Genomic DNA, 14,356 nt, shown 5'->3' on the forward strand with positions numbered 1-14,356 from the left:
GGATGAGAAGAGAGTCTATGGCTGATTACAAGCCGACGATCAAAGCACCGAGTCAATACGGTGACATCATTTTCAGTGCGCTAGTTAAGCTGGCTGCGCTGATTACCCTATTTCTGTTGGGTGGCATCATCATCTCGCTGATTGTTGCTTCCTGGCCAAGCATTGAAAAATTTGGTTTTGCATTCTTGTGGACCAAAGAGTGGGATCCGCCGGCTGAGCAGTTTGGTGCTTTAGTGCCGATTTACGGCACCATCGTGACCTCAGTGATTGCGCTGCTGATTGCGGTACCCGTCAGTTTTGGTATCGCCTTGTTCTTAACCGAACTGGCCCCAAACTGGTTAAAACGCCCCTTAGGTGTTGCCATCGAGCTGCTCGCGGCTATCCCCAGTATCGTTTACGGTATGTGGGGCTTGTTCGTCTTCGCACCCTTGTTTGCTCGCTATTTCCAAGAACCCGTCGGCAATGTGATGTCTGGTATCCCGATTGTGGGTGTCCTGTTCTCGGGGCCGGTATTCGGTATCGGTATTTTGGCCGCGGGCATTATCTTAGCCATCATGATTATTCCTTACATCGCAGCAGTAATGCGTGATGTATTCGAACAAACCCCGGTGATGATGAAAGAGTCGGCATACGGCATTGGGTGTACCACGTGGGAAGTTATCTGGCGCATTGTGCTGCCTTATACCAAAAACGGTGTAATCGGTGGCGTGATGTTAGGGCTAGGTCGTGCCTTAGGGGAAACCATGGCGGTCACCTTTATCATCGGCAATACCTATCAGCTCGACAGCTTCTCGCTGTTTATGCCAGGCAACAGTATTACCTCCGCGTTGGCAAATGAATTTGCCGAAGCTGAGTCAGGCTTACATACCGCAGCATTGATGGAATTGGGCCTGATCTTGTTCGTCATTACCTTTATCGTGCTGGCTTTATCTAAGTTAATGATTTCGCGTCTGGCTAAGAAAGAGGGGCGTTAAGATGGCAACGATGGATATGCAAAGTGATGCGACGCTGATGGAAACCCGCCGTAAAAAGCAGGCATGGCGTCGCCAGAAGAACCGTCTTGCCTTAATACTGTCCATGGCAACGATGGTGTTTGGTTTGTTCTGGTTGGTGTGGATTTTGTTCTCCACGATAACCAAAGGTATTGATGGCATGTCGCTGGCGCTGTTTACCGAGATGACACCGCCACCGAATACGGCGGGCGGTGGTTTGGCGAATGCGATTGCCGGTAGCGGGTTATTAATCTTATGGGCGACCGTTATAGGCACGCCATTGGGCATTATGGCGGGGATTTATCTGGCCGAATATGGGCGTAAATCTTGGCTGGCAGAAGTCACCCGTTTTATAAATGACATTTTATTATCAGCGCCTTCTATTGTTGTGGGTCTGTTTGTTTACACCATCGTGGTAGCCAAGATGGAGCACTTCTCCGGTTGGGCTGGGGTGATTGCACTGGCGCTGTTACAAGTACCAATTGTGATTCGTACCACCGAAAACATGCTGAAATTGGTGCCTGATAGCTTGCGTGAAGCTGCCTATGCACTGGGAACACCAAAGTGGCGGATGATTTCGGCCATTACGCTGAAAGCCTCTATTTCTGGGATTTTGACGGGTATTTTGCTGGCAGTGGCGCGTATTGCAGGCGAAACAGCACCGCTGCTTTTCACCTCGCTCTCCAACCAATTCTGGAGTACCGACCTGAGCCAGCCGATTGCTAACTTGCCAGTCACCATCTTTAAGTTTGCCATGAGCCCGTTTGCCGAATGGCAACAACTGGCTTGGGCTGGGGTATTACTGATTACCCTGTGCGTACTGTTACTGAATATTCTGGCTCGCGTGATTTTCGCTAAGAAAAAGCACTGATAGGCTGCTAAAAACATCAGCCATTAGCAACGAAAATACCGATTCGCCAACAATGACCAAAATGCGGCTCAGGCGGCATTGGCTAAAAGAGAGACATCTTGATGAGTATGGCTACTGACACTAACAACAGCAAAATTCAGGTTCGTGATCTGAACTTCTACTACGGTAAATTCCATGCGTTGAAGAATATCTCGCTGGATATTGCTAAAAACCAGGTCACAGCATTCATCGGCCCATCAGGTTGTGGTAAATCGACATTATTGCGTACATTCAACAAAATGTATCAGTTGTACCCTGATCAGCGTGCCGAAGGCGATATCATTTTGGATGGTCAAAATATCCTGACCGATAAGCAAGATATTGCGTTGTTGCGGGCTAAAGTGGGTATGGTTTTCCAAAAACCGACACCGTTCCCAATGTCGATTTACGATAACATCGCTTTTGGCGTCAAGCTGTTTGAAAACCTATCTCGAGCGGATATGGATGAGCGCGTGCAATGGGCGTTAACCAAAGCAGCACTGTGGAATGAAACCAAAGATAAGCTGAACCAGAGCGGTTATAGCTTATCGGGTGGTCAGCAACAGCGTCTATGTATTGCGCGCGGTATCGCAATTCGCCCAGATGTCTTGCTGCTTGATGAGCCTTGCTCGGCGCTTGACCCTATCTCCACTGGTCGCATTGAAGAGCTTATCAGTGAATTGAAATCTGATTACACAGTGGTGATTGTGACGCACAACATGCAACAAGCTGCCCGTTGCTCTGATCACACTGCATTTATGTATTTGGGTGAATTAATTGAATTCAGTGATACCGATACGCTGTTTACCGCACCACAGCAGAAACAGACGGAAGATTATATTACTGGTCGCTATGGTTGATCACCTGGCTCACAACGCTACTACACTAATTTCGCCTACTGCTATCGGGATAGGCAATACGTACGGGAAGCAGCATGGATAACCTGAATCTAAACAAACACATTTCCGGCCAGTTTAATGCAGAACTTGAGCATATCCGCACCCAAGTTTTAACCATGGGTGGGCTGGTGGAACAACAATTATCTGACGCGATCACCGCCATGCATAATCAGGATGGTGAGTTAGCTAAACAGGTCATTGCGGGCGATAAAAATGTCAACATGATGGAAGTGGCCATTGATGAAGCTTGTGTGCGCATTATTGCCAAACGTCAGCCTACGGCCAGCGATTTACGTCTGGTGATGGCGATCATCAAAACCATTTCAGAATTGGAACGTATCGGTGATGTGGCGGATAAAATCTGCCGCACCGCATTGGAAAAGTTCTCTCATCAACATCAACCTTTATTGGTCAGCTTGGAATCTCTAGGCCGACATACGGTGCAGATGCTGCATGATGTGCTTGATGCCTTTGCGCGCATGGATTTGGATGAAGCGATCCGAATTTATCGTGAAGATAAGAAGGTTGATCAGGAATACGAAGGCATCGTCCGTCAATTAATGACCTATATGATGGAAGATCCGCGAACCATTCCAAGTGTGCTGACCGCGCTGTTCTGCGCCCGTTCCATTGAACGTATTGGTGACCGCTGCCAGAATATTTGCGAATTCATTTTCTATTTCGTTAAAGGGCAGGACTTCCGCCACCTTGGCGGTGATGATTTAGAAAAGTTGCTTTCCAGTAAGCCTGAAAAATAATATCTACCCTCAATCAAGTGGGTTAATTGTGCTTGATTGAGGGATATTTTTATTGAGAACCATTCCCCTTGTATTAGTCACCTATCAACTTAACTAATAGGTTGATGCCAAACTATTTTTATCAATAGAAGCAAACCCATCCCCTGAGATGAATTGGTTATAAATATATCATTTTATATTATTTCCTGACCTAACGATGAGTTGATAGCTTACACATATCGCAACATCTCAATCATCTTAGGAGCTTTCAATGAAGCAATCTTTATCCACCCCAAAAAGTGCACTGGCCTTAACACTGCTTGCTGGCTTAGCTACGCTTTCTAGCGCCGCTCACGCGGATAAATTGGATGATATCAAGCAAGCCGGTGTGGTGCGGATTGCTGTTTTTGATAGCAACCCTCCATTTGGGTATATCGACCCACAGACTAAAAAGTTGGTGGGTTATGACGTGGATGTGGCCAATGCCATTGCGAAGGATTTAGGCGTAAAAGTCGAACTGCGGGCAACCAATCCGGCAAACCGCATTCCATTGTTAACGTCGAAAAAAGTGGATTTGATTGCTGCTAACTTCACCATCACAGATGAACGCGCCAAAGAAGTTAATTTCAGCTTGCCGTATTTTGCGACAGGTCAGAAATTTATCGCCCATAAAGGGGTACTGAAAACGCCGGAAGACATCCGTAAATTACGGATTGGCGCGGATAAAGGCACCGTACAAGAGATCACCCTGCGTGAACATTATCCAACGGCAAAAGTGATTTCTTACGATGATACGCCACTGGCATTCACAGCCCTGCGTAATGGTAACGTTCAAGCTATCACTCAAGATGACGCGAAATTAGTCGGCCTGCTGGGTAACCTGCCTGCGGCACAAAAAGCTGATTTTGAGATTTCACCCTTCAGTATTACCAAAGAATACCAAGGCGTGGGCATTCCTAAAGGTGAAGACCGCTTAACGGCGACGGTGAATGAAACGCTGGTTAAATTGGAAAAAGACGGCCAAGCAGCCATCATTTATGACCGCTGGTTCGGGCCTGAAACCAATGCAGCTCAACCTCGTGGTGATTTTAAGTTTGCTCCTTTAGATCAACAGCCTAAAGCATAAAGTATCCCCTTGTCCTTGGCGTTGCAGGCAGGTTTATTGACTTGCTGCCTGTAACACCAAGGGCTTTGAGGATGGCGTCATAAGACACCGTCAATCGAGACGTAGAAATAAGATGGATTTTATTGTGCACCTAAAAACTCATAGGGTTAGGGCATCAGGAAGAGATAGGTATAAAACGTGATGAATCTACATCATCTCACTGATTGGCTGCTGGCTCCGCAATATCTCGGCTGGCTGTGGGACGGTTTTCTGCTCACCTTGTGGATATCCGCTTGCACGGTCGTGGCCTCCACACTGTTGGGTTTTTTGTTGGCTGCGGCCAGAGATAGTGAAAACAAAGTACTACAGTGGTTTGCCATGGGTTATAGCACGGTATTTCGTAATACACCGCTGTTGATCCAACTGTTTTTTTGGTACTTTGCGGCGAGCCAAATTTTACCCGCCTCTTGGATCCCCTGGCTCAATACCCCCCATGAAATCACCGCGTTTGGCGTCACACTGAATTGGCCCTCATTCGAATTTTTAGCTGGTTTTATCGGGTTAACCCTTTATTCCACCGCTTTTATTGCAGAAGAGTTGCGATCGGGTATCAGTGGCGTGGCTAAGGGGCAAAAATATGCTGCGCATGCGTTGGGGTTAACGGGATGGCAATCAATGCGCTATGTCGTGCTGCCACAAGCGTTGAAAATCGCGATGCCGCCTTTGTTAGGCCAATACATGAATATTATTAAAAACTCATCGTTAGCGATGGCGATTGGTGTTGCCGAGCTTTCTTATGCTTCCCGCCAAGTTGAAACCGAGACATTGCGGACGTTTCAGGCATTCGGTGTGGCAACCGTGTTGTATATCGCCATTATTGCGCTGATCGAGGCATGGGGCATGTGGCGTCAACAACGAACTGCAGTCAGGGGGCATTAAGATGGATTTCACTATTATTGCCGATAACTGGACTTACCTACTGTGGGGAACTTTTCCTGATGGGCCGCTGGGTGGGGCCGCATTAACCCTATTGATCAGCCTTATTGCAGGGGTTGCATCCGCTGTTTTAGGGACGATTTTAGGCGTTGCACTGGCGATGTCTCGGGGTGTGTGGGCGGGAGTTTTAGCGGCTGTTTTAGGCTTTTTCCGCGCCATTCCAGTCATTATGTTGATTTTTTGGACCTATTTCCTACTGCCCATTGTGTTCGGGGTGGATATTCCAGAAATCACTACCGTCGTTTGTGCGCTCGCCCTGATTGCATCTGCTTATCTGGCTCATGCGGTAAAAGCAGGGATTGTCGCGATCGGCGCTGGGCAGTGGCAGGCCGGTTTATCGCTCGGTTTTAACCGTTGGCAAGTTTTATGGTTTGTGGTGTTACCACAGGCGTTGCGCATGATGGTGCCATCATTTATTAATCAATGGATTTCATTGATTAAAGATACATCACTCGCGTACATCGTTGGAGTGAATGAGCTGACATTTTTGGCAACTCAGGTCAACAACCGCAGCATGGTTTACCCGATGGAAGTCTTCCTGTTTGTGGCGCTGGTTTACTTTGTTTTATGTCTGGCATTGGACCTGCTGGCAAATGGCCTCAACCGCCGTTTCAGTCCGCAACATGCCATCGAGAAGCAAAGCGCCATTAAGCGATCATGGCGCTGGTGGCGTAATAAAGTGGCATTACCTGCCACTAGTCGCGGGTGATACGCCAGCCTCTTTCACGCCATAAGTCCGGCAATTGCTGCATATCATCGAACATGGTCACCAGTGGGTGATGTATCGGCTGGTTATGGGGGTCTGCGCAGTAGTAAAAGACCTGAATGCCCGCCGCGATACCGGCGTGTGTTCCGGCAGCAGAGTCCTCCACCAAAATGCAGCGTTCAGCGGCAACTTGCATCTCCTCTGCTGCATGGTAAATCAACGCGGGATCTGGCTTCCAACGTTGAATGTCGTAGCCGCTGTAGAGCCGGTCTTCAAAAAACGGCCGTAAGCCTGTTAGGCCAAGAGAGTGCTGCATTTTACTGACCGGCCCGTTGGAGACCACGCAAACCGGTAGGGTAATTTGCTCCAACAGCGCTCTTGCACCCGCAATCGGTTGTAATTCGGCATCAAATAAGCGCGCAACTTCGGCGCGATACAGCTTTTCTAGCGTTTCAATCGGTTGGTCCAGGCCGTTCTCTTTGCTCACTAATGCCACGATTTCATTCAGCTTTACGCCTTTAAAGCGTTTAATCACTTCTTCCAATGATAAATGAATATCGTAGTGAGCAAACATGACAACGTAAGCTTGGCAGCACAGTACTTCGCTATCGACCAAGGTACCATCGCAATCGAACATGACGCATTCTATCTGGTTCACTCCATCTCCTTATCTTCCAAGCGTATTTTTCTCGATGAGTTATCCTCTTACTCTAATCATCTAGGTTTAGAATGCGACACCTATTCTCCTACAATCGATATTTCTCATATCAAATGAATAAAATTCAACAAGTTGAATATTACGCGCTAACATCATCATTAAGTTGCGCAACAAAGGCGATAAAAAACCCGTAAAAAAGAGTGTGATCCCGCTCAAAACAAGGGTTTTTTGTTATAGGATGTTCCCAACTATCACTCCCTTCTGCGGAACGCCATAAATGAGTACACCAAACCTTGATACTGAGCAGGGGCTGCTCGAACGTGTTTTTAAACTAAAGCAACATGGCACCACGGCACGTACCGAGCTGATCGCCGGTATCACCACGTTTCTGACCATGGTCTATATCGTATTCGTTAACCCGCAAATCTTAGGGGTGGCGGGTATGGATGTGCAGGCCGTTTTCGTCACCACGTGTTTGATCGCCGCTTTTGGCAGCATCTTTATGGGTCTATTGGCGAACTTACCCGTAGCACTGGCTCCGGCCATGGGGCTAAATGCTTTCTTCGCGTTTGTGGTCGTTGGCGCGATGGGTATTTCATGGCAGGTTGGCATGGGTGCGATTTTCTGGGGCGCAATCGGTTTCCTTTTGCTCACTATTTTCCGCATTCGTTATTGGATGATAGCCAACATTCCGTTGAGTCTGCGTGTGGGGATCACCAGCGGTATTGGTCTGTTTATCGCCATGATGGGGCTGAAAAACGCCGGTATCGTGGTCGCCAATCCAGATACCTTGGTGGCTGTCGGTAATTTGACCTCACATAGCGTGCTGCTGGGCGCTTTGGGCTTCTTTATTATTGCGGTGTTAGCATCGCGCAATATCCATGCTGCGGTACTGGTTTCTATCGTCGTGACCACCTTGATCGGTTGGGCGCTGGGCGATGTACACTACACTGGCCTCTTCTCTATGCCACCAAGTGTGACTTCAGTCGTCGGGCAAGTTGATCTGGCAGGGGCATTGAACATTGGTATGGCGGGGATTATTTTCTCCTTCATGCTGGTTAACTTGTTCGACTCATCCGGCACATTGATCGGCGTAACAGATAAAGCCGGGTTAACCGATAATAAAGGCAAGTTTCCTCGCATGAAACAAGCGCTGTACGTCGACAGTATCAGCTCTGTCGCTGGTGCGTTTATCGGTACCTCGTCAGTCACTGCTTATATCGAAAGCTCATCGGGTGTTTCAGTCGGTGGTCGTACGGGCTTAACGGCTGTTGTCGTGGGCATCCTGTTCCTGTTGGTGATGTTTATTTCACCATTGGCAGGGATGGTGCCTGCCTATGCGGCTGCTGGTGCACTGATTTATGTGGGTGTATTGATGACGTCGAGCTTATCCCGCGTTAAATGGGATGATTTGACCGAAGCTGTTCCTGCCTTTGTGACCGCAGTGATGATGCCGTTTAGCTTCTCCATTACGGAAGGTATCGCGCTGGGCTTTATCTCTTATTGCTTGATGAAGTTGGGGACGGGGCGCTGGCGTGAAATCAGCCCATGCGTGGTGGTGGTTGCGCTGCTGTTTGTGCTGAAAATAGCTTTTGTTGATCATTAATTATCAGTGATTAGCCAATGACTGTTGGGATTAACCATTGATTGAAAACGCCCCCATTGTAGACACTGAGGGTGGGGGCGTTTTGGCATTGTTTTAGGCTTTCAATAGATTGTTTTAGGCTTTCAATTGAGCGCTGATTTGTTCCAGTGCTTTAGTGGCACATTGTGCATCCAAATGCCCACCCGGCGCACCAGCAACACCTACCGCACCGACAACTTCATCGCCCGCTTTCACTGGCACACCGCCACCTAACAGCAAGAAGCCTGGGATATCTTTCAGGTTGTTGGCTGCTGGCGTTTTTTGGCTGTTTTCCATTACTTGCCCGCTTGGCGTTTTAGTGGATAGTGCCGTAAATGCTTTTTGTTCGCTGGCTTTAACGGTATGTGGGCCTGCATTGTCACCACGCAGTACGGTTTTAATGATACCCGCACGATCAACCACAGTGACGGAGACGTTGTAGCCATCAGCCTGACAAACCGCGAGGGTACGGCTCGCTAAATCGCTGGCCAGCGCCAAAGAAATATTACGTTCAGTGTTTAGACCCGCCGCAGAAGCTTGTGTTAACAGGCCGATGAATAAGGCAGAAGTGAGGGCAATAGGCTTGATCATAGAGAATCCTTATTGTTAGCAACGTGATTTCATCACAATGTCATCATCCTACGATGATAGGTGGTGAAAAAACATTCGGCTAATTACCCGTTTTGATCCGTAGATCTACCTAGTTCTCGACTCTCGACGTGACTTAACGTCCTGTGAGGATATGGCCATTATATTAATGGCGCGTAATGATGTATGAGCAATGCCAGCGAGTTAACGTCCAGTTTTGCAAAGATATTGGCGCGATGGGCTTCCACAGTTCGAGGTGAAAGGGACAATACATTTGCAATTTGCTTGCTGGTTTCACCCTGAATAATCAGGGCAGCAACTTCTCTTTCACGGGCGGTCAGTTGGCTAAATAACTGCTGATAACCTTTCTGTTGGCGATGAGCGGCTAGCGCTTGTTCATGTTGCTCCAATGCTAAACTGATGGTTTCGATCAACACATCGGCATCAATCGGTTTGGTCAGAAACTCCAGCGCGCCACCTTTGAAGGCGCGGCGACACAATTCAATATTGCCATGCCCCGTCATTATGATGACCGGAAGCGTACTATCACGAGCTTGAATGGCTTCCAATACGGCCATACCACTTTTGCCGGGCATTCTGATATCCACTAGCACGCAACTGGGGTGGGTAACTGCTAAAGTATCGAGGAACGCCTGCCCATTACTGAAGGCTTTGACTTCCCAGCCCATGGTCGCGAGCAATACGGTGAGCGCGGCGCGTACACCTTCATCGTCATCAATCAGATAAATGTGTTTAGTCATGCGTACTCCCTGTGGTTGTGATGGGGAAAGTCAGCGTAAAGCAGGCACCGCCCTGTTCACTGTTCCCTGCTTTTATGTCACCGCCCATGCGTTGTACCAATGTTTCGCACAGCGTTAACCCCAGCCCTAATCCGCTCTCCCGAGTGGTGTAGAACGGGGTAAACAGGTTATCCAACTGTTCATTGCTAAGCCCCGGCCCATTATCTTCAATCTGGATTATCCATTGTTTGTGTTGAACAGTTTGCTGGGGTTGAACAGTCACGGTGAAATAAATCTTGGGCGTGGGGGTATGTTGCAGGACATGAATTGCGTTACTGAGTAAATTATGAAGAACTTGCTCCAGCCACAGTGGGTCACTTTGTAGCGGTGGTAAATGTGCGGGGATATTGCTACGAACCGTCACATTGGCGGCAATAATCTCTTGGTTTAACAGCATATTCACTCGCCGCCAGATATCGGCCACGATAACCGGTTGTAGGTTTATTTGCCCACGACTCAGTAGGGTTCGCAGGCGGTCGAGCAGCGCGGCAATCCGCTTGATTTGCTCAACGGAGGCGGTCAGCAGGGGCGCGACTTTTTCATCCTGTGGCGGCAACAATCGCAGTGCTGTCTGGTTATAAGTCAGTGTGGCAGTCAGGGGCTGGTTTAGCTCATGGGCGATACCCGTTGCAATCTCCCCCATGGCATTAAGTCTGGCTTGGTCGGCGAATTTAGCCCGTTGCTCAGCATGTAGGCGGTGTTGTGCCAGTTGTTGCCACCGATGCCAGCCATACAGCGCTGCACCTGTTAGCAGTGAAAGTAACAATGCGGTTAACCAAGGTAAATTGCGCCAAATCGGAGTGGCATGCCCAATTAGGGTAAATGACTGTGCTCCTTCCCCTAATGGTTTTTGCCACTGCCAGAAGCTTTTGGCAGCAGAGTGGCCCAGCTCTGCGAGTTGATGCTGTTGATAGCGCAATACCACACTGTCAAAATTGGCGGGTAACCCCACAACCTCGAGTAAACGCATCCCATTCACTTTCAAACCGCTGCCGCTATAGGAATTAGAGAGCCAATAATCGTCACCCTCAATTTTCAGGGTAAGCCGGCCTGCTTTTGAGCGGTCTACTGTCATTTGTTCGATGGCGGTCAATTGCGGGAAATGGCGTTGCAGTTGCGTGAGTTGATTCGGTTCAAGTGTCAAAAAAAGCAGCGCCTGCTGTTGAGCCAATTGCTGGCTCAGTTCACGATGCGTAGTGCGAAAATCAGCTTCACGTTCAGCTTGTTGTGTGTTCAGCCCATACCACCCTAACCAGAGTGAGTAGATCAGGGTCAGCACCAGCCAAAGTGTGATTTTTATGGCCATCGGTCAGCAGTATCCGCAAATAGAGTGGTCAGAGTGGGGACAAAATAACTCCCCAATGCCCATAAGGGGATGGGGAGCTTCAGCGTTGTCTCGATAAAAATTTACTTCACGCGAACGCGATCGATGTAAGTCGCAAAAGCGGCAAGTTGACCGGTCAGAAAATCTAATGTTCCTTGCTCGACCAGTTCTTTGGCCTGTTCATCCACTTTAGTTTGAATCACTCCGCCCATAAATTCAGGCTTATTCATCACCATCGCATCGAGGAAAACCAAAATTTGGCGCAGGTGATACTGGCAACGTGCACCGCCAATCGGCCCCATAGAGCTGGTTTGGATTGCAACCGGTTTACCCGCTAGCGGCTGATTCGGTAAACGGGAAAGCCAGTCGATAGCATTCTTCAATCCGCCGGGTACGGAATAGTTATATTCCGGCGTCACAATAATCACACCATCCGCTTGGCGTATTTGGTCAGCAATGGCCTGAACTGCTGCAGGAATACCCTCTTCTTGCTGGACATCAGCATCATAAAGCGGAATGTCGCGAATAGAGGGCAGTGCTTCAATAGTGACACCCGCAGGGGCTAATTTTGGCAGCGCACGGGCCACCATCGCGTTGTAAGAACCACTGCGCAAGCTACCCAACAGGGTAACAATTTTAAGGGATTGCTGTGACATGACTTACTCCCATTTAGTAAATGAATAACACTATTTCACACTCAGAGTAGGACAAATTTGCGCGATATAACAATGACTATCTGCCGTGTTACCCCTATAAATTTCACTTAAGCGATCACGGCTTGCGTGTTAATTACACAGAAATTGTGATCGCCGGAGAGAAACAGAAAAATCGTTTCAATCCGTTATCAAGTCTCTGCGTGAAATGCCGTTAATAGATCTGGAGCTATCCAGCTCTCTGACATTGAGCGACACGATAATGCTAAAAACCACTCAAGCCCGATTCACCTTACTCGTTAGTGCCTTTTTCATTCTTTTGCTAATAATCACTGTTGTGGTTATTCAGCTTTTTGTGACACCACAACTCAAACAATCTGAGAGCACCATTGTAGGTAACAGTGTTGACCAAATCGCGACGGCCATTACGGCGCAGATGAATAAAGTGGAAGCACAAGCCCGCAGTATTACTCAGGCTGTTGCTATTATGGACAGCAATACCATCGACTCATTATTACCGGGGTTGGTGGATCAATATGGCGATAGTAATGTCTTCGGTGGTGGTATTTGGCCATTGCCGAATAAACGCGAGCAAGGGGTGACGAAATTCAGCACCTTTTTTGCCCGTAATGGGGAAAATAAGTTAACTGTTAACACCCATTGGAACTCGCCGGAATCACAGAATTATTTTGAACAGCCGTGGTACAAAGATGGCTTAAATGCGCCCAAAGGCTTCTGTGCTTGGGCTAAAGCTTATCAGGATGATGCCAGCCCGCAGCCGAGAACTAACTGCGCCATGGCTATCTATAAAGGCAATGAGGTATATGGCGTTTCAACCATTGATGTCACTTTAGGTTTCTTTAACCGCTTAGTGAAAGAGATGGAGCAGAAAGTGGACGGTACCATCTTAATTGTTGAAGCGGATGGCAAGATTGTCGGGAGTAGCGCGTTAGCAGATGGTAAGGCAGAACTAAAAAATCTGTCTGACTTTACTGGCAGTTTGCCAATGGCGGCAGAAACGCAGCGGTTGTTACCGCAAATGAAAGATCTCACCTCGCTGGAAAGCGAGTATGACGTCGATGGCACCTCTCACACCCTGTTTATTCGCCCAATCGCCAATAGCCCTTGGTATTTGGTTACTGACCTGCCCACCAGCTTATTGGTTAAGCAAAGTCATAGCATCCTGATGCATTTGGGGTTAGTGCAGATCCCTATTATGTTGTTATTGCTGCTATTCCTTGTGTTCTCTATCCGCGTCTTTATGAAGCGTTTAGCGAATCTAAACGAAAATATCACCGCATTGTCTGCGGGCGGGGCTGATTTAACTCAGCGTTTGCCAGAAAGCAGTAGTCCGGAGTTCAATGCCATTAATCAGAGTTTCAACGCATTTATCGACTATTTGCAGCAAATGATGCGTCAGGTTGGTGAAAGCAGTCTGGCTATTGCCTCGGCGTCGCGCCAAATCGCCAGCGGTAATCTGGATTTATCTGCCCGTACTGAAGATCAAGCCAGCTCCATTGAAGAGACGGCTGCGTCGATGGATGAACTCACCAGTACCGTTAAGCAAAATGCGGATAATGCCAGCCACGCCAACCAACTGGCAATGGACGCATCGACTGTCGCCGTGAAAGGCAGCACCGTGGTGAAACAAGTGGTGGATACCATGGGTTCTATCAATCATTCCTCGAAGAAAATTGTCGATATCATTAGTGTGATTGACAGTATTGCCTTCCAAACCAACATTTTGGCGCTGAATGCGGCAGTCGAGGCCGCCAGAGCGGGGGAACAAGGTCGTGGTTTTGCCGTCGTGGCATCAGAGGTGCGTAATTTGGCGCAACGTTCAGCCACTTCTGCCCGCGAGATTAAAAAGCTGATTGAAGACTCGGTGGCTGATATTGCCATTGGTACTGGGTTAGTGGCTGATGCGGGGTCGACCATGGATGACCTGATGAGCGGCGTTTCCAATGTGGCGGCACTGATGAATGAAATCATGTCGTCCAGTCAGGAGCAAAGTTTGGGTATCGAACAGGTTAATTTGGCGATTAATCAGCTGGATAACTCGACTCAGCAAAATGCGGCGCTGGTGGAACAAGTGGCCGCAGCTGCTCAGGCGATGCAGGATCAAACTTTGCAGCTAGAAAGTGTGATTAGCGGTTTTAAAGTCTAAGTTTTGTTATTGAGTTAGATGAATCAAGAAGATAGCTGAAAAAGTACCCTTTGCGGAGAGGGCAAGCAGATCGTAAAGACGCCGTAAAATCATCCTTGATGGCTCGAGCCGCGCCATCCTTGGCGCGGACGCTTTACTCTTCTGCCTGTCCTCACCGTTCCAGATCGCGTCATCGGTGTTTGTTAGCAGCCTGAAAGAGGCCGATCAGATTTGGCCCC

The 14,356-nt window shown here is 48.3% G+C and carries 14 protein-coding genes; 9 read left to right on the plus strand and 5 right to left on the minus strand.

What is annotated here, in order from left to right:
* Positions 1-17 precede the first annotated feature (17 nt).
* The 7 genes from pstC (at position 18) to BN68_RS18340 (ending at position 6,327) form a co-directional block, all read left to right on the plus strand.
* On the plus strand, positions 18-974 hold the full coding sequence (pstC, locus tag BN68_RS18310) for a phosphate ABC transporter permease PstC (RefSeq protein WP_019212636.1): 957 nt from the start codon (positions 18-20) through the stop codon (positions 972-974).
* Position 975: 1 nt separating this feature from the next.
* Entirely contained in the window at positions 976-1,863 is an 888-nt protein-coding gene (gene pstA / locus BN68_RS18315) for a phosphate ABC transporter permease PstA (RefSeq protein WP_019212637.1), read from the plus strand.
* A 101-nt stretch (positions 1,864-1,964) separates the two neighbouring features.
* The gene (gene pstB, locus BN68_RS18320; protein ID WP_019212638.1) at positions 1,965-2,741 is read left to right on the plus strand and encodes a phosphate ABC transporter ATP-binding protein PstB; all 777 of its coding nucleotides are present in this window, start codon (positions 1,965-1,967) and stop codon (positions 2,739-2,741) included.
* A gap of 74 nt (positions 2,742-2,815) precedes the next feature.
* Positions 2,816-3,538 carry a phosphate signaling complex protein PhoU gene (gene phoU, locus BN68_RS18325; protein ID WP_019212639.1) on the plus strand — a complete coding sequence of 241 codons (723 nt, stop codon included), beginning with the start codon at positions 2,816-2,818 and terminating at the stop codon, positions 3,536-3,538.
* A gap of 250 nt (positions 3,539-3,788) precedes the next feature.
* Positions 3,789-4,643: an ABC transporter substrate-binding protein gene (locus BN68_RS18330; protein ID WP_019212640.1), complete on the plus strand. Its 855-nt coding sequence runs from the start codon at positions 3,789-3,791 to the stop codon at positions 4,641-4,643.
* Positions 4,644-4,823: 180 nt separating this feature from the next.
* A complete protein-coding gene (locus BN68_RS18335; protein WP_019212641.1) occupies positions 4,824-5,561 on the plus strand; it encodes an amino acid ABC transporter permease in 738 nt (245 codons plus the stop codon).
* 1 nt (position 5,562) lies between these two features.
* Complete coding sequence (locus BN68_RS18340) at positions 5,563-6,327, plus strand: amino acid ABC transporter permease (RefSeq protein ID WP_019212642.1); 765 nt, start codon at positions 5,563-5,565, stop codon at positions 6,325-6,327.
* On the opposite strand, the gene yieH is transcribed toward BN68_RS18340, so the two are convergent.
* Positions 6,314-6,982, minus strand: coding sequence for a 6-phosphogluconate phosphatase (gene yieH / locus BN68_RS18345; RefSeq protein WP_042806969.1), 669 nt, complete (start codon positions 6,980-6,982; stop codon positions 6,314-6,316). The two genes, BN68_RS18340 and yieH, sit on opposite strands and share 14 nt — an antisense overlap.
* A 277-nt stretch (positions 6,983-7,259) precedes the next feature.
* Here yieH and BN68_RS18350 point away from each other — a divergent pair, with 277 nt between their 5' ends.
* Entirely contained in the window at positions 7,260-8,588 is a 1,329-nt protein-coding gene (locus tag BN68_RS18350) for an NCS2 family permease (RefSeq protein ID WP_019212644.1), read from the plus strand.
* A 114-nt stretch (positions 8,589-8,702) separates the two neighbouring features.
* Here the strand turns inward: BN68_RS18350 and BN68_RS18355 are convergent, their stop codons facing one another.
* The 4 genes from BN68_RS18355 to BN68_RS18370 all read right to left on the minus strand — a co-directional run bounded on the left by BN68_RS18355 (position 8,703) and on the right by BN68_RS18370 (position 11,974).
* A complete protein-coding gene (locus BN68_RS18355) occupies positions 8,703-9,197 on the minus strand; it encodes a GlcG/HbpS family heme-binding protein (RefSeq protein WP_019212645.1) in 495 nt (164 codons plus the stop codon).
* A gap of 158 nt (positions 9,198-9,355) precedes the next feature.
* Positions 9,356-9,955: a response regulator transcription factor gene (locus BN68_RS18360; protein WP_019212646.1), complete on the minus strand. Its 600-nt coding sequence runs from the start codon at positions 9,953-9,955 to the stop codon at positions 9,356-9,358.
* Complete coding sequence (locus BN68_RS18365) at positions 9,948-11,300, minus strand: sensor histidine kinase (RefSeq protein ID WP_042806970.1); 1,353 nt, start codon at positions 11,298-11,300, stop codon at positions 9,948-9,950. Before BN68_RS18365 ends, BN68_RS18360 begins: the two co-directional genes overlap by 8 nt.
* 101 nt (positions 11,301-11,401) lie before the next feature.
* A complete protein-coding gene (locus tag BN68_RS18370) occupies positions 11,402-11,974 on the minus strand; it encodes an NADPH-dependent FMN reductase (protein WP_019212647.1) in 573 nt (190 codons plus the stop codon).
* A 259-nt stretch (positions 11,975-12,233) separates the two neighbouring features.
* Here BN68_RS18370 and BN68_RS18375 point away from each other — a divergent pair, with 259 nt between their 5' ends.
* A complete protein-coding gene (locus BN68_RS18375) occupies positions 12,234-14,138 on the plus strand; it encodes a methyl-accepting chemotaxis protein (protein WP_019212648.1) in 1,905 nt (634 codons plus the stop codon).
* Positions 14,139-14,356 lie beyond the last annotated feature (218 nt).

Source organism: Yersinia massiliensis CCUG 53443 (assembly GCF_000312485.1).
Taxonomy (GTDB): domain Bacteria; phylum Pseudomonadota; class Gammaproteobacteria; order Enterobacterales; family Enterobacteriaceae; genus Yersinia; species Yersinia massiliensis.